Annotated in this window: 23 protein-coding genes; 16 read left to right on the forward strand and 7 right to left on the reverse strand. The window is 67.6% G+C overall.

Annotation, left to right across the window (positions count from 1 at the left end; translation table 11 throughout):
• Together BOO69_RS03665 and BOO69_RS03670 are read right to left on the reverse strand one after the other, a co-directional pair.
• A complete protein-coding gene (locus BOO69_RS03665; RefSeq protein WP_071970410.1) occupies positions 1-1,482 on the reverse strand; it encodes an inorganic phosphate transporter in 1,482 nt (493 codons plus the stop codon).
• Between the two features lie 94 nt (positions 1,483-1,576).
• Positions 1,577-2,035, reverse strand: a complete 459-nt coding sequence (locus tag BOO69_RS03670; protein WP_071970412.1) for an NUDIX hydrolase — start codon at positions 2,033-2,035, stop codon at positions 1,577-1,579.
• 149 nt (positions 2,036-2,184) lie between these two features.
• Between BOO69_RS03670 and gndA the strand changes: the two genes are divergently transcribed.
• Positions 2,185-3,597 carry an NADP-dependent phosphogluconate dehydrogenase gene (gndA, locus tag BOO69_RS03675; protein WP_071970414.1) on the forward strand — a complete coding sequence of 471 codons (1,413 nt, stop codon included), beginning with the start codon at positions 2,185-2,187 and terminating at the stop codon, positions 3,595-3,597.
• A 42-nt stretch (positions 3,598-3,639) separates the two neighbouring features.
• Here gndA and truA read toward each other — a convergent pair whose 3' ends face one another.
• On the reverse strand, positions 3,640-4,407 hold the full coding sequence (gene truA, locus BOO69_RS03680) for a tRNA pseudouridine(38-40) synthase TruA (RefSeq protein ID WP_071970416.1): 768 nt from the start codon (positions 4,405-4,407) through the stop codon (positions 3,640-3,642).
• Positions 4,408-4,495: 88 nt separating this feature from the next.
• On the opposite strand from truA, the gene BOO69_RS23380 reads away from it, so the two are divergent.
• The 5 genes from BOO69_RS23380 to BOO69_RS03705 all read left to right on the forward strand — a co-directional run bounded on the left by BOO69_RS23380 (position 4,496) and on the right by BOO69_RS03705 (position 12,353).
• On the forward strand, positions 4,496-5,911 hold the full coding sequence (locus BOO69_RS23380; protein ID WP_071970418.1) for a YcjX family GTP-binding protein: 1,416 nt from the start codon (positions 4,496-4,498) through the stop codon (positions 5,909-5,911).
• Positions 5,908-6,351, forward strand: a complete 444-nt coding sequence (locus BOO69_RS03690) for a GNAT family N-acetyltransferase (protein WP_237267556.1) — start codon at positions 5,908-5,910, stop codon at positions 6,349-6,351. Before BOO69_RS23380 ends, BOO69_RS03690 begins: the two co-directional genes overlap by 4 nt.
• Entirely contained in the window at positions 6,351-7,352 is a 1,002-nt protein-coding gene (locus BOO69_RS03695) for a YcjF family protein (RefSeq protein ID WP_071970420.1), read from the forward strand. Before BOO69_RS03690 ends, BOO69_RS03695 begins: the two co-directional genes overlap by 1 nt.
• 132 nt (positions 7,353-7,484) lie before the next feature.
• Entirely contained in the window at positions 7,485-8,951 is a 1,467-nt protein-coding gene (locus tag BOO69_RS03700; RefSeq protein WP_071970422.1) for an efflux RND transporter periplasmic adaptor subunit, read from the forward strand.
• Positions 8,952-8,954: 3 nt separating this feature from the next.
• Positions 8,955-12,353 carry an efflux RND transporter permease subunit gene (locus tag BOO69_RS03705; protein ID WP_071970424.1) on the forward strand — a complete coding sequence of 1,133 codons (3,399 nt, stop codon included), beginning with the start codon at positions 8,955-8,957 and terminating at the stop codon, positions 12,351-12,353.
• Here the strand turns inward: BOO69_RS03705 and BOO69_RS03710 are convergent.
• On the reverse strand, positions 12,350-13,159 hold the full coding sequence (locus tag BOO69_RS03710; RefSeq protein WP_071970426.1) for a protein-disulfide reductase DsbD domain-containing protein: 810 nt from the start codon (positions 13,157-13,159) through the stop codon (positions 12,350-12,352). The two genes, BOO69_RS03705 and BOO69_RS03710, sit on opposite strands and share 4 nt — an antisense overlap.
• A gap of 153 nt (positions 13,160-13,312) precedes the next feature.
• Between BOO69_RS03710 and BOO69_RS03715 the strand changes: the two genes are divergently transcribed.
• Entirely contained in the window at positions 13,313-13,867 is a 555-nt protein-coding gene (locus tag BOO69_RS03715; RefSeq protein WP_071970428.1) for a YqgE/AlgH family protein, read from the forward strand.
• A 3-nt stretch (positions 13,868-13,870) separates the two neighbouring features.
• Here the strand turns inward: BOO69_RS03715 and BOO69_RS03720 are convergent, their stop codons facing one another.
• The gene (locus BOO69_RS03720) at positions 13,871-14,812 is read right to left on the reverse strand and encodes an L-threonylcarbamoyladenylate synthase (protein ID WP_071970430.1); all 942 of its coding nucleotides are present in this window, start codon (positions 14,810-14,812) and stop codon (positions 13,871-13,873) included.
• A gap of 134 nt (positions 14,813-14,946) precedes the next feature.
• On the opposite strand from BOO69_RS03720, the gene BOO69_RS03725 reads away from it, so the two are divergent.
• The 5 genes from BOO69_RS03725 (at position 14,947) to BOO69_RS03745 (ending at position 19,063) form a co-directional block, all read left to right on the forward strand.
• On the forward strand, positions 14,947-16,644 hold the full coding sequence (locus tag BOO69_RS03725; RefSeq protein ID WP_071970431.1) for an acyl-CoA dehydrogenase: 1,698 nt from the start codon (positions 14,947-14,949) through the stop codon (positions 16,642-16,644).
• Positions 16,644-17,696 (forward strand): MBL fold metallo-hydrolase, encoded by a 1,053-nt coding sequence (locus BOO69_RS03730; protein WP_071970433.1) that lies wholly within the window; start codon positions 16,644-16,646, stop codon positions 17,694-17,696. Before BOO69_RS03725 ends, BOO69_RS03730 begins: the two co-directional genes overlap by 1 nt.
• A gap of 2 nt (positions 17,697-17,698) precedes the next feature.
• Positions 17,699-18,181 (forward strand): DUF6173 family protein, encoded by a 483-nt coding sequence (locus BOO69_RS03735; RefSeq protein WP_071970435.1) that lies wholly within the window; start codon positions 17,699-17,701, stop codon positions 18,179-18,181.
• An 81-nt stretch (positions 18,182-18,262) separates the two neighbouring features.
• Positions 18,263-18,397 carry an aa3-type cytochrome c oxidase subunit IV gene (locus tag BOO69_RS03740; protein ID WP_071970437.1) on the forward strand — a complete coding sequence of 45 codons (135 nt, stop codon included), beginning with the start codon at positions 18,263-18,265 and terminating at the stop codon, positions 18,395-18,397.
• Positions 18,398-18,454: 57 nt separating this feature from the next.
• Positions 18,455-19,063 carry a hypothetical protein gene (locus BOO69_RS03745; protein WP_071970439.1) on the forward strand — a complete coding sequence of 203 codons (609 nt, stop codon included), beginning with the start codon at positions 18,455-18,457 and terminating at the stop codon, positions 19,061-19,063.
• Between the two features lie 3 nt (positions 19,064-19,066).
• On the opposite strand, the gene BOO69_RS03750 is transcribed toward BOO69_RS03745, so the two are convergent.
• Both BOO69_RS03750 and BOO69_RS03755 read right to left on the reverse strand, forming a co-directional pair.
• Positions 19,067-19,393 (reverse strand): AzlD domain-containing protein, encoded by a 327-nt coding sequence (locus BOO69_RS03750; RefSeq protein WP_071970441.1) that lies wholly within the window; start codon positions 19,391-19,393, stop codon positions 19,067-19,069.
• Positions 19,390-20,109, reverse strand: coding sequence for an AzlC family ABC transporter permease (locus BOO69_RS03755; protein ID WP_071970443.1), 720 nt, complete (start codon positions 20,107-20,109; stop codon positions 19,390-19,392). Before BOO69_RS03755 ends, BOO69_RS03750 begins: the two co-directional genes overlap by 4 nt.
• Positions 20,110-20,163: 54 nt before the next feature.
• Between BOO69_RS03755 and BOO69_RS03760 the strand changes: the two genes are divergently transcribed.
• The 4 genes from BOO69_RS03760 to BOO69_RS03775 are packed head-to-tail and all read left to right on the forward strand — an operon-like array spanning position 20,164 to position 24,240.
• On the forward strand, positions 20,164-21,045 hold the full coding sequence (locus tag BOO69_RS03760) for a formate dehydrogenase accessory sulfurtransferase FdhD (RefSeq protein ID WP_418361300.1): 882 nt from the start codon (positions 20,164-20,166) through the stop codon (positions 21,043-21,045).
• Positions 21,042-21,644, forward strand: coding sequence for a molybdenum cofactor guanylyltransferase MobA (gene mobA / locus BOO69_RS03765; RefSeq protein WP_071970445.1), 603 nt, complete (start codon positions 21,042-21,044; stop codon positions 21,642-21,644). The genes BOO69_RS03760 and mobA overlap by 4 nt, the downstream gene beginning before the upstream one ends.
• Positions 21,641-22,132, forward strand: coding sequence for a molybdopterin-guanine dinucleotide biosynthesis protein B (gene mobB, locus BOO69_RS03770; RefSeq protein WP_071970447.1), 492 nt, complete (start codon positions 21,641-21,643; stop codon positions 22,130-22,132). Before mobA ends, mobB begins: the two co-directional genes overlap by 4 nt.
• Positions 22,129-24,240 carry a molybdenum cofactor synthesis domain-containing protein gene (locus BOO69_RS03775; protein WP_071970449.1) on the forward strand — a complete coding sequence of 704 codons (2,112 nt, stop codon included), beginning with the start codon at positions 22,129-22,131 and terminating at the stop codon, positions 24,238-24,240. The genes mobB and BOO69_RS03775 overlap by 4 nt, the downstream gene beginning before the upstream one ends.
• Positions 24,241-24,243 lie beyond the last annotated feature (3 nt).

Consider the following 24,243-nt stretch of genomic DNA (forward strand, 5'->3'; position numbering starts at 1 on the left):
TCAGTTCACCACCGCGTTGAGCACGAGAAAGACCACCGCCGAGATCGAGGCGGCCGCTGGCACGGTGATGACCCATGCGGCGATGATGGTCATGAAGTGCGACCGGCGCACCAGTTTCCGGCGGCGGCGTTCCTCGGGGGCGATGCGCTTGACGGTGCCGACGGCCACATCGGGCCGGCGCAGGCGCCGCTCCATGTGCCATTCGCGATAGAAGCCGACGCCGAAGACGCCGCCGACCGCGATGTGGGTGGAACTCACCGGCAGACCTAGCCAGGAGGCGATGATGACGGTGATCGCGGCCGACAGCGCGACGCAGTAGGCGCGCATGGGATTGAGCTTGGTGATCTGGCTGCCGACCATCCGGATCAGCTTTGGCCCAAAGAGGAACAGGCCGAAGGAGATGCCGAAGGCGCCGATGATCATCACCCAGAGAGGGATGTTCACCTGCGCCTCGAAACCGCCGAACTGGCTGGCGTGAACGATCGCGGCCAGCGGGCCCACGGCGTTCGCGACGTCGTTGGCACCGTGGGCGAAACTCAGCAGCGCGGCGGAGAACACCAGCGGCAGGCCGAAAAGGACCTTCACCGACTTGTTGCGGTTCTCCATGCCTTCGGACCTGCGCCGGATCAGCGGCGAGGAGATCGCATAGGTCGCCACCCCCAGCACCAGACCGATGAGCAGCGCGGTGGGCATGTCGATGGAAATGACCTTGTTCAGCCCTTTCAGCGCAAGGTAAGCGGCAAAGACACCTGCCATGATGCCCACCAGCACCGGCACCCATGTGCGCGACGCGGCGATCTTGTCTTCCCGATAGAGGATGCGCGCCTTGATGAAGGCGAGGAAGGCGGCGGCGACCGTGCCGCCGAGCACCGGCGAGATCACCCAGCTTGCGGCGATCATGCTCATGGACGGCCAGTTCACCGCCGTCATGCCTGCCGCCGCGATGCCCGCGCCCATCACGCCGCCGACGACCGAATGGGTGGTCGAGACGGGGGCGCCGACCCATGTGGCGAGGTTGACCCACAGGGCCGACGAGATCAGCGCCGCCATCATCGCCCAGATGAATATCCTTGTATCGGCGATCGACGCGGGATCGATGATCCCCTTGGATATGGTCGACACCACGTCACCCCCGGCCAGCAGGGCGCCCGCGCTTTCGCAAAGGGCGGCGATCAGGATGGCGCCGCCCATGGTCAGCGCGTTGGCCCCCACCGCGGGGCCCATGTTGTTGGCAACGTCGTTGGCCCCTATGTTCACCGCCATGTAGGCGCCGAACACCGCTGCGGCGATCACCACGAAACTGGTCGAGGTCTGGCCGAAGAAGACCCCGGCAACGATCCCCGCGACCACCATGAAGGCCAGCGCGATACCCGGCGCGACGAGGGGGCGCGACACGTAGGCGGTCGCAAGTTCGACTTGGGAAATACGGTTGAGATCGGTGTCCAGCGTTTTCCACTGGCTGCCCTTCGGTCCGGTGCTCATGCCCGTTCAATGCCCCCGGTATGGTTTCGGTTGGTGACACGGGGTGTCACAACGGGCCGCCATGCGCAAGCCGCCGGACGTGGGCCCTGGCGGCTCAGAGCGCGCGCAGGATGGCTTGCAGATCGGGCTCTTCCACCAGCGCCGCCGCCTCTTCGGGCGAAAACCATGCGCGCTTGCGCTGATCGGCCTCGGGATACTCTTCGCGCAGATCCTTCACGCGGGTCAGATAGACCTGCGCCTCGACCGGCATGGTCAGGCCTTCGCTCAGACCCTTGTCATAGTCGTAGAACCCGACCGGGGCGCTTTCGATATCGGCTTCGCGCACGCCGGCTTCCTCCCAGGCTTCCTGCAGCGCCGCACCGGGACCGTCGAGCCCGTCGATCGGCCAGCCCTTCGGCACGATCCAGCGGCCCGTGTCGCGGCTGGTGATCAGCAGGACGCGCTTGCCCGCGGGCGTATCACGATAGCACAGCGCGGCCACCTGTAGGCGCTTGGGGCGCTTCAGGAACGGTAGGACCATCTCGGCCCAAGCGAGGCGAAAGGCGTGCATCATCGGTTTTGCCTGTTAATTCTTTTTTAATATCAGAACCTTGTATGCGTCTGTGGATAACTTGTTCCGGCGCGAAATGCAATTCCAATCTGTGGTCTTGCGCCGCGCGGGCCCAGCGATCACTTTGCAGACAGGCAAACGAAGGAGCGATCATGGTCGTCACTGCAGATATAGGTGTGTTCGGCCTCGGGACAATGGGATCGGCGCTCGCCCTGAACCTGGCTGAAAAAGGCTTCACCGTCGCGGTGTCGAACCGGGAGGCCGAGTGGATCGCGCCTTTTCTGGCGGAGGCGGGCCCGCTGCTGGATCATCTGGTGGGCCTTGCGGACCTCGAAGAGTTCGTCGCGGCGCTCTCGAAGCCGCGGTCGGTCCTGTTCATGATCCCGTCCGGCGCGCCGATGGACGAGATGATCGCGCGGATCGCGCCCTTGCTGGAACCGGGCGACACGATCATCGACGGCGGCAACGCGGACTTCCACGATACCCGCCGCCGGTCGGCGGCACTGGATGCGCAGGGCCTGCATTTCGTCGGCATGGGTGTTTCCGGAGGCGAAGAAGGCGCGCGCCACGGCCCCTCGATGATGGTGGGGGGCACGGATCATTCGTGGCGGCAGCTTCGGCCGATGCTCGAGGCGATCGCGGCGACCTTCGAGGGGACGCCCTGCGTGGCGCATCTGGGCCCGGACGGTGCGGGCCATTTCGTCAAGACCGTGCACAACGGGATCGAATACGCCGACATGCAGATGATCGCAGAGGTCTACGGGCTGATGCGCGACGGGGGCGGCCAGCAGGCGCCGGCCATCGGGGCCCTTTTCCAAAGCTGGCGGGACGGGCCGCTGAAATCATACCTCGTGGACGTGACCGCGGCAGTCCTGTCCGCCACCGATGAGCCGACCGGCCGGCCGATGGTCGACATGATCCGGGACCAGGCGGGTCAGAAGGGCACCGGACGCTGGACCCTGATCGAAGCGCTGCGGATGGGCCAGTCGGCCAGCACGATCGAGGCAGCCGTCGGTGCGCGGGGCTGGTCCTTGGAGAAGGACGCGCGGGAGGCGGCCGAGCCGCTGCTGCCCGCCGGGACGCAGAACGCGTCGATGCCCTCCGACGCGGACCTTGAACAGGCGCTGCTGGCGGGGCGCATCCTGTCGCACGCGCAGGGGTTCCGCATCCTGTCCGCCGCGTCAGCGGAATTCGGCTGGGAACTCGACCTGGCCCGCGTATCCGACATCTGGCGCGCCGGCTGCATCATCCGCTCGGCCTTGCTGGATGACTTTGCGTCGGCGTTCAGGGGCGCGCTGCCCCACGGGCATCTGATCCTGGCCCCGGCGATGCGCGCACGGCTGGCCGAGACGATCCCGGCCTTGCGCAGGGTGCTGGCAGCCGGCGTGTCGATGGGCATCGCCTTGCCCGCGCTTTCCGCCGCGATGGCGTGGTACGACACGATCCGCCGCGGGCGCGGCACCGCCGACCTGATCCAGGCGCAGCGCGATTTCTTCGGCCACCATGGGTTCGAGCGGACGGATACGACCGGTCGGCATCACGGCACCTGGGGGGCGCCGGTCTGAAAGGCCGCCGCCCGCCCGACTTTTACCATCCGGCGTTCCTGCTCAGGCGAAGGGATCGTCCGGATAACCGACATGGGCCAGATAAAGCCCCTGCGGCGGGCAGACCGGACCACAGGCGGCCCGATCGCGGGCGTCGAGCGCCCGCTGCATGTCTTCGGGCGACCAGGAGCCGGTGCCGACACGCTCCAGCGAGCCGACGAAGCTGCGGACCTGGTTATGCAGGAACGACCGGGCCCGCACGTCGAAATGGTACTCCGGCCCGCCCGGGGTCTCGACCCGCTCAATATCCAGCCTGTCCAGCGTCTTGACCGGGCTGTCGGCCTGGCAGACAGTCGACCGGAAAGTGGTGAAGTCGTGCTTGCCCAGCAGGAGGCCTGCCGCCTGCCGCATGGCCTCGAGGTCGAGCTGGTGCTTGATCTGCCAGACCAGTCCCGCGCAGTGCGTCGCCGGCGCCCGCCGCGACAGGATGCGGAACAGGTAGCGCCGCTCGCGGGCCGAGAACCGGGCGTGAAAATCATCTGACACGGCGCGGCAGTCGGTGATCGCGATAGGCAGCGGCTTAAGGTGGTAATTCAGCGCCTCCGACAGCCGGAAGGCATCCCATGCGGTTTCCATGTCGCAATGCGCGACCTGTGCGAGCGCATGCACGCCCGCGTCGGTGCGCCCCGCCGCGACGATGGTGTGGTCGCGTGGTTCCAGCCGGGCCAGCGCCGCTTCGATCGCGCCCTGTACCGACGCGAGGTTCGTCTGCCTTTGCCAGCCGACGAAAGGCGCGCCGTGGTATTCGATTTTCAGGGCATAGCGTGGCATGGCCGCGCTTTAGCCGGGCGCTGCCCATCTGGCAATCCCCGCGCGGCAACCCTATGTTGGCGCAAGAAACGAGGGGACGGGCAGGACATTGGTCATCGGGCGTATCGCGGACGGTATCTGGCGTCAGGTCGAAAACGTACAGGACGCGGTTTCCGAGACCTTCATGGAGCCCGTGATCCGGCTTGGCGTGACGGGCCTCGCGCGGTCGGGCAAGACCGTCTTCATCACGTCGCTGGTGGCCAACCTGCTCGACCGGGGCCGGATGCCGAATCTCGTCGCGGCACGGGAAGGGCGGATCGAGGCGGCGTTTCTCCAGCCGCAGCCGGACGACACGGTCCCGCGTTTCGATTACGAGAACCATCTCGCCGCGCTGACCGGCCCGACCCCCCACTGGCCGGACAGCACCCGCGCGATTTCGGAATTGCGGCTGTCGCTCAGGGTGCGGCCGAACGGGTTGCTTGCCGGGTTGCAGGGGCCGCGCACCGTGCATCTGGATATCGTGGACTACCCCGGCGAATGGCTGCTCGACCTTGGCCTGATGGATCGCGGCTACGAGGACTGGTCGCGCGAGACGCTTGCACGGATCGCGGCGCGACCGGCCGCGGCGGGCTTCATGGCGCGGGTTCAGGAACTGGACCCCGAGGCCCGGCACGATGAACCGCTGGCGCAGGAACTGGCACGCCTTTTTGCCGACTACCTGGTTCAGGCGCGTGCCGCGGGCTTTTCCGACTGCACGCCGGGCCGGTTCCTGCTGCCGGGCGATCTTGCCGGCAGCCCGGCGCTGACCTTTGCCCCGATCCCGACGCAGGGCGCATCGGCGCGCGGGTCGCTTCACCGGGAAATGGCGCGCCGCTTCGAAGCCTACAAGGCACATGTCGTCCGGCCCTTCTTCCGAGATCACTTCGCGCGGATCGACCGGCAGATCGTGCTGGTGGACGCGCTGGGCGCCATCCACCAGGGCCCGCAGGCGGTGGAAGACCTTCGGACGGCGATGGGCGAGACGCTGGGCGCCTTCCGGCCGGGGCGGAACCGCTTCCTGACCAACCTGCTTGGCGGCAGGCGGGTGGAGCGGATCCTGTTCGCGGCGACCAAGGCCGATCACCTGCATCACAGCCAGCACCCCAAGCTGACGGCGATCATGGAGGCACTGACTCGCGAGGCCCGCGACCGGGCGCAGTACGCCGGCGCGGGAACATCGGCCATGGCGATCGCGTCGCTGCGGGCCACGACGGAGGATACGATGACGCACAAGGGCGAGGATCTGGGCGTGGTGCGGGGCACCCTGCTGGACACGGGCCGGCAGGCGGCCTTTTACCCCGGTGACCTTCCGTCGGATCCGAACCACCTGCTCGTTCCGGCACGCAGCGGGGCGGACCGATGGCTCGATCAGGACTACCAGATCATGCGTTTCGCCCCCGCCGCGCTGGAACTGCGGCCGGGGGACGGCCCTCCGCACATCCGGCTCGACCGGGCGGCGGAATTCCTGATCGGAGACCGGCTGTGACCCGGTTGCGGGCGGCCGGACCCGCGGATGCGGGCGCGGTGGGGATGATCCTGTCGGAGTTCGTGGATACCACGCCATGGATTCCGCGCGTGCACAGCCGCGCACAGGATCTGGCCCATGCGGGAGACATGATCGAGATGGGATGGGTGACGCTGGCCGAGGACGGTCGCGACGTGATCGGTTTCGCGGCGCGCGACGCGGGCGACCTGCACGCGCTATACGTCGCACGGCATGCCCGGGGCCGTGGCGTGGGCAGCGACCTGCTGCAGCAGGCAAAGGCGGCGGTGTCCCGGCTCACGCTCTGGACCTTTCAGGCGAACACCGCGGCGCAGCGCTTCTACCGCCGCCACGGCTTTACCGAGGTGCTGCGCACCGACGGGGCGACGAACGACGAAGGGTTGCCCGACATTCGTTTCGAATGGCGACAGGAGGTGGCGTGATGGCACGGGGTCCGGTTCTGTTCGACCTTGAGGAGACCGCCGCGCCACGACCGCAGGTGGCGGCCGCGCCCCCGGTGCCCGACCTGTCGGACGCCGCGCCGAAGGGGCAGGCGATGCAGGTCGCGGCGCAGCTTGCCGCGCGGCGGCCCTCGCGGCTGGTGCGGCTGTTCTGGTGGCTGGCGACCGCGCTGATCGGTGCGCTGGTGTCCATCGCCGCCTGGAGCTTCATCGCGGGATTGATGGCGCAGTATCCGCTTTTGGGCTGGGCGATGACGGTACTGGTCGCGGCGTTCCTGCTGGTGCTGGGGCTGCTCTGCCTGCGCGAACTGGCCGCCTTCAGCCGCCTTGCCCGGCTTGACGGGCTTCACCATGACGCCGCGCAGGCGCTGGCGCAGGATGACCTTGCCGCGGCGCGCGGCGTGACGGATCGACTGGTCGCGCTTTACAAGGGGCGCGAGGATACCCGCTGGGGGCGGGACAGGCTGGCGGATCTGAGGGGCGACCAGCTTGACGCGCAGGGGCTGCTCTCGCTGGCCGAGGCCGAGGTGTTGACCCCGCTCGACCTTGCCGCCAGCCGCGAGGTGGAGGCAGCCGCACGACAGGTCGCGACCGTGACGGCGCTGGTCCCGCTGGCCCTGGCCGACGTGGCGGCGGCGCTGACATCGAACCTGCGGATGATACGGCGGATCGCGGAGATCTACGGCGGCCGCTCTGGCTTCTTCGGGTCATGGCGGCTGACGCGTGCCGTCCTGTCTCACCTCGTGGCCACCGGCGCGGTCGCGGTGGGCGACGACCTGCTGGAGCCGGTGCTGGGCGGGTCGATCCTGGCCAAGGTCAGCCGGCGGTTCGGCGAGGGGCTGGTCAACGGGGCGCTGACGGCGCGGGTCGGGGTCGCGGCGATGGAAGTCTGTCGGCCCTTGCCGTTCTCCGCCGCGAAACGGCCGAAGGTGCGCGGCATCATCAAGCGCGCCCTGGGCGGGCTGTTCTCGAAGGACGATTGAGGGTCGGCAAAAATTTATCGACCCGGTCGCGACGGAAACGCGGCGTGCCTGCGTATCAGTCTTGTGAGTTGCATTTTCGCGCTGGGCACTAGGATATGAGGTCGCCCCAGCCAGTTTTCGGATCGGTACCGCATGCGGTTTATCAGACAAAGTATGATCGGCCTTTTCCTTGCGGCGGCGACGCTCGGCCTGCTTGCATACGCCGTCTACATGGTGGGCAGCGCCCTGCAAGAGCGGCTGTCGGCCGAGACCAAGGCGCCGCCCGCGCAGGAGCGGGTGTTTTCCGTGAACGTGCTGGTACCGCAGGCCGCAGACATCGCGCCGGTGATCGAGACGTTCGGCGAAGTCCAGAGCCGCCGGCTGCTCGAATTGCGCACGGCCGTCACGGGGCGGGTCGTGGAACTGGCCGAGAATTTCGAGGATGGCGGCGCGGTCGAGGCCGGCCAGGTGCTTGTACGGCTCGATCCGAGCGATGCGGAAGCGGCGGTGGAGCGCGCGACCAGCGACATCTCGGATGCGCAGGCCGAACAGCGCGATGCGGAACGAGGGCTGACCCTGGCGCAGGATTCTCTGGCCGCCGCCGAGGATCAGGCCGCCCTGCGCGACCGTGCCTTCGCGCGGCAGCAGGATCTCGACAGCCGTGGCGTCAGTACCGCCACGGCGACCGAAACGGCCGAACTCGCGGCATCGACCGCGCGACTGGCCGTGATTTCCTCGCGGCAGGCGGCGGCTGCGGCCGAAGCCCGGGTCGATCAGGCCGCTACCGGCCTGCAACGGGCACGCATCGCCCTGGCCGAAGCCGAGCGTCGCCTGGCCGACACCACCATCGACGCCCCGTTTTCGGGCACCCTGTCCTCGACCTCGGTCGTGGTGGGCAGGCTGGTGTCTGCCAACGAACAGTTGGCACAGCTCATCGACCCCGAAGATCTGGAGGTTTCCTTTCGCCTCTCGACAGCGCAGTACGCGCGGTTGCTGGATGGACAGGGCGACCTGCTTCGCGCCGGGGTGACGGCGACGCTGGAGGTCGCCGGGGTGGACCTGACCGCACGGGGCCGCATCAGCCGCGCCAGCGCCGCCGCCGGAGAAGGGGCCACGGGCCGCCTGATCTTTGCCGCGCTCGATGACGCCGCCGGGTTCAAGACCGGCGATTTCGTGACGGTCCGGGTGCAGGAACCCGTTCTGCGGAATGTCTTTCGCCTGCCGGCCTCTGCGCTGGACGCTGGTGAAAGCGTTCTGGTGCTCGGCCCCGAGAACCGTCTGGAACAGGTATCGGTCACGCTCCTACGCCGTCAGGGCGACGATGTTCTGGTGCGCGGCCCGGTCGAGGGCCGGCAGGTTGTCCGCGAACGCTCGCCCCTTCTGGGCGCGGGAATCGCCGTCAGGCCGCTGGACAGGGCACAACCCGGCCCGGCCGCTGAACCGGAAGAGACCGCCGACATGCTGGAGCTGACGGAGGAACGCCGCGCCCGGCTGGTCGCCTTCGTGGAGGCGAACAGCGCCATGCCGCAAGAAGCGAAGGAACGCGTGTTGGCCCGGTTGTCGGAGCCGCGCGTTCCCGCCGGGATGGTGGAGCGGCTGGAAAGCCGCATGGGCGGCTAGGCCGTGGCCCGCGCGATCACCGGCAAGGCGGGGGGGCTGCTGTCCTATTTCGTCCGGCACCGCACGGCGGCGAACCTCCTCTTGGTGCTCCTGCTGGTCGCCGGTGCCGCCGCCGCGCCGAACATGCGCGCGCAGTTCTTTCCCGACGTGATCGTCGACAATGTGACCGTCACGACCGTCTGGGACGGCGCCGGGGCCGACGACGTGGATGCCGCGATCGTGCAGGTGCTGGAGCCGGCGCTGCTTGCGGTGGAAGGGGTCGAAAGTTCGGAAAGCACCTCGCGCGAGGGACGGGGCACGGTCACGCTCGATTTCGAACCGGACTGGGACATGGCCCGCGCGGCAACGGACGTGCAGACGGCGGTGGATGGCATCACCACCCTTCCCGAAGAGGCCGAGGATCCCAACGTGCGGCGGGGCGCATGGCGGGACCGCGTGACGGACGTGGTCCTGACCGGGCCCGTCGCGCCGGAGCAGTTGGGCCGGTTCGCGGACGAGTTCGTGACGCGGCTCTTTGCCGCCGGGGTCACCCGAACCTCGATTCAGGGGATCGCGGCCCCGCAGACCCTGATCGAGGTGCCTTCCGCGCGGCTGATCGCCTACGACATCTCGATGGCCGACATCGCCACGGCGATCGCGGCCGAGGTCGATGCCGACCCTGCCGGCGACGTCACCGGGGCCAACGCGCGGGTTCGCACGGGCACGGCCAAGCGGTCGCCTCAGGAAATCGCCGAGATCGTGCTGCGATCGAACCCGGACGGGTCCAAGTTGACCATCGGTGACCTCGCCACCGTGCGCAGCGAGGGGGTGGACCGGCTGGAATCCTATTTCGTCGGTCCGAACCCGGCTGTGTCGGTACGGGTGGACCGGTCCGACGGGGGCGATGCCATCGGCATCCAGGCGACGGTCGAGGAGGTCGCGGAGGCACTGGCGGCGACGCTTCCGGCGGACGTGTCCGTCGAACTGATCCGCACCCGCGCCGAGGCAATCACCGGCAGGCTGGACCTGCTGATCGACAACGGGTTGATGGGGCTGGGGCTGGTCGTGCTGCTGCTGTTCCTGTTCCTGAACGCGCGCACCGCGTTCTGGGTGGCGGCGGGCATTCCCGTCGCCATGGGGGCGGCCATTGCCCTGATGTATGCCGCGGGGCTTACCTTCAACATGATCTCCCTGTTCGGGCTCATCATCACCCTGGGCATCGTGGTGGACGACGCCATCGTCGTGGGGGAATACGCCGATCAGCGGTACAAGGCGGGCGAAGGCGCGCTTCAGGCGGCCGAGAACGCGGCCCGGCGCATGGCGATGCCCGTGTTCGCCGCCACGCTCACGACGATCATCGCCTTCTACGGACTGGTGATCGTGGGCGGTCGGTTCGGCGATCTCATCCAGGACATCCCCTTTACCGTCATCGCGGTGCTGGCAGCGTCGCTGGTGGAATGTTTCCTGATATTGCCCAACCACATGGCCCACGCCATGCGCGCGGCGGCGAAAGAGCATTGGTACGATCTGCCGAGCCGGGTGGTGAACCGCGGCTTCGAATTCGTGCGCGATCGGCTTTTCCGGCCCCTGATGGCCGGGGTCATCGCCGCGCGTTACGTAGTGCTGGCGGGCGTGGTCGTGGTGCTGGCCTCGCAGATCACGCTATTCATAAACGGGTCGGTGCAGTGGCGCTTCTTCAACTCGCCCGAACAGGGCAGCGTGTCGGGCAGTTTCGCCATGGCCGAAGGCGCCAGCCGCGAAGACACCATCGAAATGATGCGCGAGATGCAGCGGGCCACCGAGGAGCTGGGTGCGAAATACGCCGACCGCTACGGGGTCAACCCGCTGGACTACGTCATCGCGCAGATCGGCGGCACGTCGGGCCGGGGGCTGGCGGGGGCCGACAACAAGGACGCGGATCTTCTCGGCGGCATCTCGATCGAACTGATCGACGCGGATCTGCGGCCCTATTCCAGTTTTGCCTTCGTGGCGGATCTTCAGGATCGGGTGGTCAACCACCCCCTCGCCGAAACCGTCAGCTTTCGCGGGTGGCGATCAGGGCCCGGCGGGGATGCGCTGGACGTGCAGTTCTACGGGGCGGACACCGACACGCTCAAGGCTGCGGCGGAGGATCTGAAGTCGGCGATGCGCAGCTACCCCGAGGTCACGGCCGTCGAGGACAATCTGGCCTACGACAAGGAAGAACTGATCCTCGACCTGACCCCGCAGGGACAGGCGCTTGGGTTTACCATCGATGCGCTGGGCAGGGTATTGCGCAATCGGCTGGCGGGGATAGAGGCCGCGACATATCCCGACGGGCCCCGTTCTGCCACGATACGGGTGGAGTTGCCCGAAGGCGAGTTGACCGCGGACTTCCTCGACCGGACGCAGATGCGCACACCCGAAGGGCTGTACGTGCCCCTGGCCGATATCGTCAGTGTCGAGAGGCGGACCGGCTTCAGCACCGTGCGGCGGGAAAACGGCATTCGGCTGATTTCCGTCACCGGCGACATTTCCGAGGATGACGCGGCCCGCGCGACGGAGATCCAGCAGGCGCTGCAGGACGACATTCTGCCGCGCATCGCCTCCGAACGGCAGGTCGAATGGCGGCTCTCCGGCCTGAGCGAGCAGGAAAGCGATTTTCTGAGCGATGCGTTGACGGGCCTGATCCTCGTGCTGACGGGTATCTACCTTGTCCTGGCCTGGATCTTCGGAAGCTGGACCCGTCCGCTGGTGGTGATGGCGATCATTCCCTTCGGGCTTGTGGGCGCCATATACGGCCACGCGCTGTGGGACGTGCCGCTGAGCATGTTCACGGTGGTCGGTCTGCTGGGCATGACGGGCATCATCATCAACGACTCCATCGTTCTGGTCACCACCATCGACGAATATGCCGAGACACGGGGCCTGATCCCCTCGATCATCGACGGCGCGGCGGACCGGCTGCGGCCGGTGTTGCTGACAACGCTGACCACCGTGCTGGGCATGGCGCCGCTGCTGTACGAGCAGAGCCAGCAGGCGCAGTTCCTGAAACCCACCGTCATCACGCTGGTCTACGGCCTCGGGTTCGGCATGGCGTTGGTGCTTCTGGTCGTGCCCGCGCTGGTGGCGGCCCAGCATGATCTGGCGCGCCAGATCGCGGCGATGCGGCGCGGGGTGCGCGCGCCCCTGCGCAGCATGCGGCTGGGGCTTCTTGCGCTCTGGGCACTGGTATTGGCCTGGGGCGGCCTGACGCTTGGCTGGGCCGCCTGGCGGGGGGCCGTGCATCCGGTGGCCGGGTGGGTGCTACCCGACGCGGCGACGGGCGTGCAGGCGGCGCTGCTGGTGTTCCTGATCGGCGCGGCAGCAATAGCGCTGGCCGGTTACGGGATCGGTGCGCTGTCCTACGCGCTTGCGGCGCGGCGGCGTCGGTCCGTTCCCTAGCCGCCGGTGCACCCGCGGATTTCGACGGCCTGGCGGTCTCCGAGAACGGTGATCGTGATGCGTGACCGGTCGATGGCCACCGCGCCGCCCGCGTCGGCGCCGAGTTCTCCCGTCGCGGTCAACGTGCGGCCCGACCGTGTGCTGTCGGTTTCGCTTGCCCAGACACCGGCCTGGCCGGGTTCGATCACCACCAGCTCCTGACCGCCGGTTGGCGGCATGTCCAGTCGCGCCTCGATCCGGAACCCGTCTGCAGTGGGGCGCAGGGCACAGGTGGCCGAGCGGACATCGCCTTCGGTCGCTGAAAAGGCGCGCGCCGCGAGGGCCGCGGCGATCGCGGGCGAGGGAGAGCGCTGCGACTGATCGAGCGTGGCGGCGACCTGCAGGCGTTGCGGAACGCAGATGTCGCTGCACACGCCGATGTCCAGCGTCACATCCAGCCTTACGGGCTGGCCCGGATCGCGGGGCGCCAGGGTGATCGGCAGCACCAGTTCGTTCTTGTATCCGATGGTCAGCACGCCGCCCTCGCGGAACACCTGCGGCGCGGGCCAGGTAATGCCGACGCCGCGCAGGTTTTGCGAACCGGTCCAGTCGAACTGTGGGGGGATGCCCGCGTCGCCGGGGGCGCGCCAGTAGGTCTTCCATCCCGGTGCGAGGGCAAAGCGGATGGCCGCGACACGGGTGCCGTCGGGCTTGACCCATCCGGGCAGGATGTCGGCGGTGACCGGGGTGCCGACGCCGTCCTGCGCAAGGCTTGGCAGGGCAGTGGCTAGGCAGAGGACCAGGGCGAAGGCAAGCTGTCGGATCATGGCCCTTCAATGGCCCAAGCGCGGGCGGCTGCCAAGTCACGTTTGCATCATCGATGTTTCGCGAAATGCCGCTGCCGGCGTGCCGCCCCCTTGTCACGCGGTCCCGGCTTGGGCATCGTGAGGGCGACGCCCACCGGACACGGGACCCAGCCGATGAACCTGACCGGAAAACTCCTCGTGGCAATGCCCGGCATGGGTGACCCCCGGTTCGCACATGCCGTGATTTTCATCGCGGACCATTCCGAGAAAGGCGCGATGGGATTGATCGTGAACAAGCCCGCCACCGACGTCCTGCTGTCGGACGTGCTCGACCAGATCGAGACGCCGATCGCTCCGCCGCAGCACGAATTGCGGGTCCACATCGGCGGTCCGGTGGAAACCGGGCGGGGGTTCGTGCTGCATTCACCCGAATACAGGTCGGCCATGCAGACGATGACCATCGCCGGCGACTTCGCCGTGACGGCGACGCTGGACGTGCTCGAGGATATCGCGGCGGGCAAGGGCCCTCGGAAGGCGCAGTTGATGCTGGGCTATGCCGGGTGGGGGCCTGACCAGCTGGAAGCCGAGATCGCGCAGAACGGCTGGCTGACCTGCGAGGCGACCCCCGAGATGGTGTTCGATCTCGAGGACGGGCGGAAATGGGCCGCGGCGCTGAAATCCCTTGGTGTCGATCCGGTAGGCCTGTCGGCCACGGCCGGTCGGGCCTGACCCTCAGCGCGGGGCGGCAGCGCGGCGCAGCCGGTCATTGATGGCACGGCCCAGCCCGACCTCGGGAACGGGGGCGACGGCGATGGGCCGATCCATGGCGTCCAGCTGGTGCAGCCGGTCGAACAGCCGGCTCGCCGCCTCGACCAGATCGCCTGTCGCGGACAGGGTCAGCGCGCCGGTGATCCCGCCGAAACCCAGCAGCACCTCGTCCCCTTCGGCTGTCGTGGCGTTCAGCCGGACGCGGGCGCGCGGCGCATAGTGCGACGCGAGTTGTCCCGGGGCGATGACCTCGGATCCGGCCGCGGTTTTGAGCGGCGCACCAAGCGCGGCTTCCAGCGCTTCCTGCGGCAGGCCACCCGCACGCAGAAGCGTCGGCACGGGACTGGCCAGCCCGATGATGGTGCTTTCCAGCCCGACGGCACAGGGGCCATCGTCCAGCACGGCCGCGATTCTTCCGGAAAGGCCTGACAGCACGTGGCCGGCGGTCGTTGGGCTGATGCGCCCGGATGGATTGGCGGAAGGCGCCGCGACCGGTCCGCCGAAGGCCTTCAGCAAGGCGCGCGCCGCCGGATGGGCGGGCACCCGCAGTGCCACGGTGTCCAACCCTGCCGTGACAAGCGTCGACAGGCCGTGTCCGGCTTTCAGCGGCAGCACGAGGGTCAGCGGCCCGGGCCAGAAGGCAGAGGCGAGGATCTCGGCCCGGTCGGACCATTCGACGTAGTCGCGGGCCTGCGCCGGATCGGCGAGGTGGGCAATCAGGGGATTGAAGCTGGGTCTGCCCTTCGCGGCGTAGACGGCGGCCACCGCGTCGCCGTTGCGGGCGTCGGCGCCAAGGCCATAGACCGTTTCGGTGGGAAAGGCCACGAGCCTGCCGGCGGACAGCAAGTCGGCGGCCCGGGCGATGCCGAGCCCGTCATGCTGGAGGATTTCCGTGTCTTCTGTCATGCTGACTACTGACGCTGCGTTTTGGGTTGCGGGGCGCCTGAGGGCGCTTCATGTTGTGGCAGGATCGGCCTGCCCTTAGCAGGGCCGGGCCCGTGTTGCCAAGCCACAGACGCCCCCATTCGGGAGAGAATTACATGCCATACCACGCCGCCGCCGACGAGTTCGCCTTTCTGATAGAGCACATCCTCGACATGGAAGCGCTGCGCGAAACGTCGCGATTTGCCGATGCGACAGAGGACGTTACCCGCGCCATTCTGTCCGAGGCGGGCAAGATGTGCGACGAGGTTCTTGCACCGCTGCAACGGCCGGGCGATCTGAACCCGGCGCGGCTTGAGAATGGCGTCGTGCGCACGTCGCCCGGTTTCGCCGACGGGTTCCGGGCCATCGCCGACGGGGGCTGGATCGGCATCACCGCGGATCCCGAATATGGCGGCATGGGTCTGCCGATGACGCTGAATACCGCCGTCAACGAGATGATCAGCGGCGCCTGCCTGTCGCTGCAGCTTGCCCCCCTGATGAGTCAGGGCCAGATCGAGGCGCTGGAGCATCACGCCTCGGACGAGATCAAGGCGATGTACCTGCCCAAGCTGATTTCGGGCGAATGGACCGGCACCATGAACCTGACCGAACCGCAAGCGGGATCGGACGTGGGCGCGCTGGTCTGCAAGGCGCGCGACAACGGTGACGGGACCTACGCCATCAGCGGGCAGAAGATCTACATCTCCTGGGGCGACAACGATTTCGCGCAGAATGTCTGTCATCTGGTGCTGGCACGCCTGCCGGACGCCCCGGCCGGGACAAAGGGGATCAGCCTGTTCCTCGTACCGAAATTCATCCCGGACGCCGACGGCAATCCCGGCAAGCGTAACGGTCTCAAGGTCGTCAGCCTCGAGCACAAGCTCGGTCTGCACGGCTCGCCGACCGCGGTGATGGAATATGGCAGCGCCACAGGCTGGCTCGTGGGGCCGGAGCAGGGCGGCATGGCGGCAATGTTCACCATGATGAACAACGCCCGGCTCGGCGTCGGGGGGCAGGGTGTCGGGGTTGCCGAAGCGGCCTACCAGCACGCGCTGGCCTATGCCCAGGACCGCAAACAGGGCGGCAAGGGGTCGATCATCGACCACGCCGACGTGCGCCGGATGCTCGCCAGCATGAAGGCCGATGTCTTTGCCGCGCGGGCGATCGAGATGTCCTGCGCCCATGCCATCGACATGGGCAACGCGACCGGCGATCCCGCATGGAAGGCGCGGGCCGCCCTGCTGACCCCGATCGCAAAGGCGTTTGGGACCGATGTGGGCATCGAGGTCGCCCAGACAGGTGTTCAGGTTCATGGCGGCATGGGCTTTGTCGAGGAAACCGGCGCGGCGCAATTCGCCCGCGACGTGCGCGTCACCGCGATCTACGAAGGGACCAACGGCATTCAGGCGATGGATCTCGTGGGCCGCAAGATGATGGACGGCGGCGAAGCGGCGGGCGCCCTGCTGGACGAGATGGAAGCAGACGTGGAACGGGCACGCGAGACCTTTCCGAACATGGCGGACGCGGTCTGGCAGGCCTGCGAAAGCCTGCGGGAGGCGACGGACTGGCTGGTGTCGCAGGACAACATGCAGGCGCGCTTCGCCGGTGCGGTCCCCTACCTGCGCGCCTTCGCGCGGGTGCTGGGGGGGCATCTGCACCTCAAGGCCGCGATGGTCGACAAGGGCGGGTCGCGTGAGCGTCTGGCGCGCTTCTATATCCAGCGGATCATGCCCGAATATGCAGGTCTGCTGTCTCATGCGCAGTCGGGTGATGCCGACCTCTTTGCGCTGACCGCCGAAGACCTGGCCGCCTGATGGCCGATACCGCTCCTGCCGGTCTCCGCTACCCTTGGGAGACACCGCCCGAACCCGGCTCCGGCGCGATAGAGGTCGCGCCGGGCATTCTCTGGCTGCGGATGCCGTTGCCGATGAAGCTGGACCACGTGAACATCTACGCGCTCGACGAGGGCGACAGCTGGACGATCATCGACACCGGTTTCTCCTCCAAGAAGTCGAAGGCGCTGTGGACCGAGGCGCTGGCGGGCCCGCTCGGCGGCAAGCCGGTCAGCCGGGTGGTCGTGACCCATCATCACCCCGATCACGTGGGCCTCGCCGGCTGGTTCCAGACCGAGCACGGGGCGGAACTGGTCACCACCCGGACCGCATGGCTCACCGCGCGGATGCTGACGCTGGACGCGCAGGAGGTCGCCCCGGCGGAGACACTCAGTTTCTACCGCCAGTCCGGCATGGACAGCGACATCCTGGAAAAGCGCAGCACCGACAGGCCCTTCAACTTTGCCGATGTGGTCGATCCGATGCCGCTGGGCTACAGGCGGATCAAGCAGGACGATACCGTCGTGATGGGCGGGCGCACATGGGACGTGCACATCGGCAACGGCCATGCGCCCGAACACGCGACGTTCTGGAGCCGCGACGACAACCTCGTTATCGCGGGCGACCAGATCCTGCCGTCCATCAGCCCGAACGTGGGCGTCTACGCGACGGAACCGATGGCTGATCCCATCGGCGAATGGCTGGAGGCCTGCGAACGGCTCGCGCCGCTGGCCCGACCCGATCACCTTGTGCTGGGGGGCCACAAGCTGCCCTTCACCGGCCTGCCCAAACGGATGGAGCAGCTGATCGAGAATCACCACGGTGCGCTGCGGCGCCTGACGGAATTCATCGCGACGCCGAAATCGGCGTCCGAATGCTTTGCGCCCCTTTTCAAGCGCAAGATCGGCGAAGGTGAATACGGGCTCGCGTTGGTTGAAGCCGTGGCGCATCTGAGCCACCTTTACCAGATGGGCCACGCCACCCGCACCCTGCGGCAGGAGGACGGGGCCTGGGTCTACCAAAGCAAGGGATGAGCATGGACAACGAGATCAGAACCGCGGCGGAAGCCTACGAGGCAGACGCCCTGCCTCGGCGTTACGAGGTCCAGATCGACCGCGAGTCGATTCAGGCGCAGGACGAAAAGGTGCCCGGCGCGGCAGGCGACGTGCCGCCCGCGCGAAAGTCCCCCGCCCAATGGGCCTACGAGCGCATCGTGCTCTATCTCAAGAAATTCGAGGAGCAGCTCGACGGGGATCACGAGGTCGCGATGGGCTTTACCGGTGCCGATGCCGGGGTGCTGCGGATCGTCGGGATGGGCTATTTCGACCCGGACATCATCACGTTCTACGGGGCGGATCCCGCAGGCGGCAAGATGCAGCAAATCCAGCACGTCAGCCAGCTTAACGTCATCCTGCGGGCATTGCCCAAGGCAGTGAAGGGCGAAGCGCCCAACCGGATCGGGTTCCGGCTTGTGCAGGACCTTGAAAAAGAGGCGGAGCAACAGCCCGCGACAACCTGACCACCCGCCGCTTTCGGGTCGTGACAGCAAGGAGCGAATAGGGTAGTCAGCCGCAAACATCGATACGAGGGACCTTTTCAAATGGCCGAACACGAACATGGCAAGATGGACATCACGGTGCAGGAAAAAACCTTTGCATCCTTCATGTCCTTTGTGACGCGCACGACGATCGTGATCCTCGTGCTGCTGGTGCTGATGGCGCTGTTCATCCGCTGAAGCGGCCCGCGGCGCCTTCTGGTGCCGGATTTCCTGCCCTGTTCCGGAGAGTATCCAGTGAAACGCCTGCTGACGGGCCTCGCCCTCATCGCCCTTGTCGCCGGTTGCGCGGTCGATACCAGCCCGGACGCTTCGCCCGATGCCGTTGCCGCCGCGGCATTCCGCGCGCCGGGGCCCAAGAAGCTGACCGTGATCACCATGATCAACAACCGTACCGGCAAGGGCGGGCATACGGCGCTTCTTGTCAACGGATCGCAGCAGGTCATCTTCGACCCTGCCGGTTCCTTTCGCGAGGAGCGTGTCGTGGAACGTGGCGACGTGATCTATGGCGTGTCGCCGGGCTGGCTTCAGGCCTACAAATCCGCCCATGCCCGGTCGACCTTCCACGTCGTCAGCCAGGAAATGGTCGTGACACCCGAACAGGCCGAAACCGCGCTGCGGCTGGTGCAGTCGAACGGGGCGGTGCCGGGGGCCTATTGCACCAATGCCACCACGTCGCTGCTGCGCCAGGTTCCGGGTTTCGAGAACATCGACGTGACCTTTTACCCCGAAAAGCTGATGCAGCAGATCGCGAAGCGCCCCGGCGTCGTCACCACGCGGTACTTCGAGGATGACGAGGGCAACGTGACGGACGCCATCGCGGCGGGCTTCACCGTCCCGCAGTAGCGTTCAGCCCAACAGGTAAAGCAGACCGAACAGTGTCGCGGCCCCGGACAGGATCGCGCCGATGACGCTTTTTGTCAGGATGCCCACGGCCAAGGTCACGACAGCGGCGGCAAGGCGCGCCGTGTCGGTTTCTCCGCCGGTCGCGTTGGGCCAGATCACCTGCGGAGCCACCAGCGCAGGCAGTACCGCAACGGCCGTGTAGCGCAGGTGGCGCAGCAGCCACTCGGGCATGGCCCTGTTGCCGACCAGGCCGGTAAAGACGAACCGCAGGAAAAAGCTGCCTATCCCAAGGCCCGCGATCACGATCCAGAGCGTCGTCTTGTCGATCATCTGCCCTTCCTCGCGGCACTGGCCATCCAGTATTCGACCTGCGCCCCCGCCAACATGCCGGCAAGGCCCGCCACGATGACGCCCAGCGAATAGGGGACGGCCACGGCCAGCAGGCTGACCACCACGGCGACAACGGCCGCGGCGACATGGGCCAGCGTGCGGAACATCGGCGCGATCATGGCGAGGAACGTGATGGGAATGGCAAAGTCCAGCGCCCATTCATCGGGCACCTGCGCGCCGAGGTAGGCACCGATGAAGGTGAAGAAGTACCAAAGCGGCACGATCGGGGTCACGCAGCCGAAGAAATAGGCCATTCTCTGTGGAATGGTCATCTCCGGCGCTTTCTCGAACTGACCGACGGCAACCACGTAGGACTGGTCGACCGTCAGGTAGGCGGCCAGCGCCCGCTGCCACAGGGGGGCCGCCCCGATCCATGGCGTAAGCGAGGCGGAATACATCGCCATGCGCAGGTTGACCGCAAGCGCCGAGGCCAGCACGATGATGGTGGGCGCCTGCTCCTGCATCAGTTGCAGGGCCGTGAACTGGGCCGCACCCGCGATCACGACGACCGAGAAGGAAAGCGCCTCGATCACCGACAGGCCGGCCTCCGTCGCAATCAGGCCGAAGAGCGCGGCGAAGGGAATGATCACCAGAATGAAGGGGGCACCGTCGGCAAAGCCCTTCAGATAGGCGGATTTGGTGGTGGTGATGACCATGGGATGCCCCTAGATTACGGCGACAGGGGTAACCTGTTACAAAAGGGGATACAATTGGCACTGGACCCGGACCTGTCGGATTATCTGATCGCGCCCGATCCCACGGCTGCGCGGCTGACCCGCGGGGTGCGCGGGGTGGATCAGGACGGCGCGGAAACCCACATGCAGGTGGTGGAGGAACGCCCGCTGACGATCTATCTCAACCGGCAGGAGATCGTCACGGCCATGACTATCGGGGATTACCCGGAATACCTTGCGCTCGGCTTCCTGCGCAATCAGCGGATGCTGCGCCCAGATGACGAGATCACCCGCGTCGACTACGACGAGGAACTGGAGACGGTCGTGGTCCGGACCGCGCGGCAGACCGACTATGAAGACAAGATGCGGCGCAAGACCCGTACCTCCGGCTGCGCCGTCGGCACTGTCTTTGGCGACATGATGGAGGGCCTCGACGAGGTGCGCCTGCCGCAGACGCCGGTGACCACCTCCGCGCTTTATGCGCTTTCGGCCCGGATCAACCGCACCCCCAGTCTCTACCTCGCAGCCGGCGCGATCCACGGGACCGTTCTGTGTCAGGACGACCGCGCGCTGGTCTACATGGAGGACGTGGGCCGCCACAACGCGGTCGACAAGATCGCCGGTTGGATGCTTGCCGAACGGGTCGGGGGGGCTGACAAGATCCTCTATACCACCGGCAGGCTGACATCCGAGATGGTGATCAAGACCGCGATGATGGGCATCCCCGTGCTTGCTTCGCGCTCCGGCTTCACCGCGTGGGGGGTCGAGATCGCCCGCAAGGTGGGGCTGACGCTGATTGGCCGTCTCAAGGGACGTCGGTTCATCTGCCTGAGCGGGGAGGAAAGGCTGCTGCGCGACATGGATCCGGCCTCCGTGGCGGAAGAGCCGCGCCGGTCCGGCCGGAAAGGCGAGGCATGAAACAGCCGCTTGGCGTGATCCTCGCGGGCGGACAGGCCACGCGGATGGGCGGGGGCGACAAGGGCCTGCTGGGCCTTGGCGGCCGGACCGTTCTGGACCGGGTGATCGAACGCCTTTCACCCCAGATCGCGGATCTGGCGCTGAATGCCAATGGCGATCCGGCGCGGTTCTCGGCACTCGGGCTGCCGGTTCTGCCCGACAGCATCGGCGGCTACGCGGGCCCGCTGGCCGGGGTTCTGGCGGGGCTGGACTGGGCGGCGGAAAGGGGGGCGGAGACGATCGTGACGGCCGCCGCCGACACCCCGTTCTTTCCCTGCGACCTGGTTCCGCAGCTGCTGCTGGCAAGCGAGGGGATGGCGCAACCGCTGGTGCTGGCTGCCACGCCGGACCCTGAACGCGGACGCGCGCGCCATCCGACATTCGGCTTGTGGCCCGTGGGGTTGCGCGACGATCTTCGCGCATCGCTCGAAGAAGGAACGCGCAAGGTCGTGCTCTGGACAGACCGTCACGGCGGACGCGAGGCGCTTTTTCCGGACCCGGAGGCGTTCTTCAACATCAACACGCGCGCCGACCTCTCGCGGGCCGAGGCGATGCTATGAGGCTTTATGGCGTCGTCGGCTGGAAGAACGCGGGCAAGACCGGGTTGATGGAACGTTTGGTGACCGAGATCACCGGGCGCGGCCTGCGGGTGTCGACCGTCAAGCACGCGCACCATACCTTTGACGTGGATCACCCCGGCAAGGACAGCCATCGACACCGCGTCGCCGGCGCCACCGAAGTTCTGCTGGCGTCGCGAAACCGTTTTGCCCTGATGCACGAACTGAGCGATGAGCCGGAGCCGACCCTCGAGGCCCTGCTGGCGCGCCTCTCTCCGGTCGATCTGGTGCTGATCGAAGGCTACAAGCGCGACGGCCATCCCAAGGTGGAGGCCCACCGCGCCGAGACCGGCAACCCGCTGATCGCGCCGGATGATCCCACGATACGTGCCGTGGCCAGCGACGTGCCGTTGGACCTCGACCGCCCGGTCTTCGACCTGAACGACACCGGCGCGGTGGCGGACTTCATCCTGTCAGAGGTGGGGCTGTGACCGGCTTCGATACCTTCGTGGTGGTCGATTGGTCCGCCCGTGCCGCACCTTCGCCCAGAAAGCCGACCGCCGATTCCGTCTGGGTTGCCGTAGTGCAGGGGGGAAGCACGCCTACCTGCCATTATCACCGCACCCGGCACGACGCGATGGCGGCGTTGCGCGGTCTTTTCGACGCGGAGCTGGCGGCGGGGCGGCGCGTGCTGGCGGGCTTCGATTTCTCCTTTGCCTACCCCGCGGGCTTTGCCCGCGCCCTGACCGGCTCGGACGATCCGCTGGGCCTGTGGCCGGTGGTGGCCGCGATGATCGAGGATGCGCCGGACAACGCCAACAACCGGTTCGACGTGGCCCGCGCGCTCAATGCGCGCTTCCCCGGCGTCGGGCCGTTCTGGGGATGTCCGGCAGGGCAGGAGGACGCGGTCCTGCCTGCCCGGGGCTCGCGAAGACACGGCTACGGGATGCTGGAGCGGCGCGGGGTCGAACTGCACCCGGACATGAAACGGTCCCAGCCGGGTTGGAAACTCTACACGACCGGATCGGTCGGCTCGCAGGCCCTGCTGGGCATCCCGCGCCTGCAGGCGCTTCGCGAGCATTACGGCGATGCGCTCCGCGTGGCCCCGTTCGAGCGGGGCGATGCCCCGCTCGTGCTGGCGGAGGTCTATCCTTCGCTCATTTCCGATGTGGTTGCCGACGCCCGCAGGGAAGACGAGATCCTCGACCGTGCACAGGTGCGCGTCCTGGCAACGGCGCTGTCGCGGCTGGCGCCGGAAACGCTTGATGCCCTGCTGCGCGAGGGCGATCCGGTCGAAGGGTGGTCCCTGGGCGTCGGCAAGGCGGATGTCCTGCGGGCGGCGGCGCGGATGGAACAGGCACCGCTCCTGCGCAATGACTGCTTTGCCCTGCCGCCCGGCGTCAAGTGGACCAGAGTGGTCGAGGCACTGGCACATCTGCGCGAGCGGATGCAGCCGGTCACGGATATCGAAACCGTGTCGCTGGGCGTGGCGGCGGGGCGGATCGCGGCCAGGGACATTAGCGCGCGGCGGGCAAATCCGCCCCTGCCGAACACGGCGGTCGATGGCTACGGCTTTGCGGGGGGGCGAGGCGAGGGCACCCATCGCCTGCCGCTTGCCCCGGGCCGCGCGGCGGCGGGGGATCGGCCCGGTGCGGTCCCTGACGGGCAGGCGATCCGCGTTCTGACGGGCGCGGCGCTGCCCAAGGGCGTGGATACCGTCATCCTGCAGGAGGATGTCGCGGTGGCCGAAGGCGAAATCGTTTTTCACGGACCGGTCAAAACCGGCGCAAATACCCGCAGGGCAGGAGAGGATGTTGAGGCGGGCGATAGGGTCGTGCCCGCGGGCCGCCGGATCACCGCGCCGGACCTCGCGCTGCTGGCAGCGACGGGGGTGGCAGAGGTCGAGGTGCGCGCGGGGCTGCGTGTCGGCGTGCTGTCCACGGGCGACGAGCTGATCGAACCGGGCGAACCGGCGTCGGACGGGCAGATATTCGACGCCAACCAGCCCATGCTGACGGCCCTCGTCACCGAATTCGGTCACCACGCGGTCGATCTGGGCCGGGTGGGCGATGACCGGGCGGCGCTGCGGCAGGCGTTCGATGACGCGGCGGGACGGGTCGACGTGATCCTGACCAGCGGCGGCGCCTCCGCCGGGGATGAGGACCACGTATCGGCGCTGCTGACCGAGACCGGCACCATGGGCCTGTGGCGCATCGCGGTAAAGCCGGGTCGCCCGCTGGCGCTGGGCATGTGGCAGGGAAAGCCTGTCTTCGGCCTGCCGGGAAATCCGGTCGCGGCGATGGTCTGCACGTTGATCTTCGCGCGACCGGCGCTGGCGGTCCTCGCGGGTGGGAACTGGTCGGAGCCGCTGGGCTTTGACGTGCCTGCCGCGTTTTCCAAACGCAAGAAGGCGGGCCGCCGCGAGTACCTGCGCGCGCGCATCCGCGACGGTCGGGCCGAGGTCTTCGCCTCGGAAGGGTCGGGAAGAATCAGTGGTCTCAGCTGGGCCGAAGGGCTGGTGGAGTTGCCCGAGCCGGCAGTCGAGGTGGCACCGGGGGACACGGTGCGGTTCATTCCCTACGGCAGCTTCGGGCTCTGACCC

It is taken from the genome of Sulfitobacter alexandrii, from assembly GCF_001886735.1.
GTDB classification, from domain to species: domain Bacteria; phylum Pseudomonadota; class Alphaproteobacteria; order Rhodobacterales; family Rhodobacteraceae; genus Sulfitobacter; species Sulfitobacter alexandrii.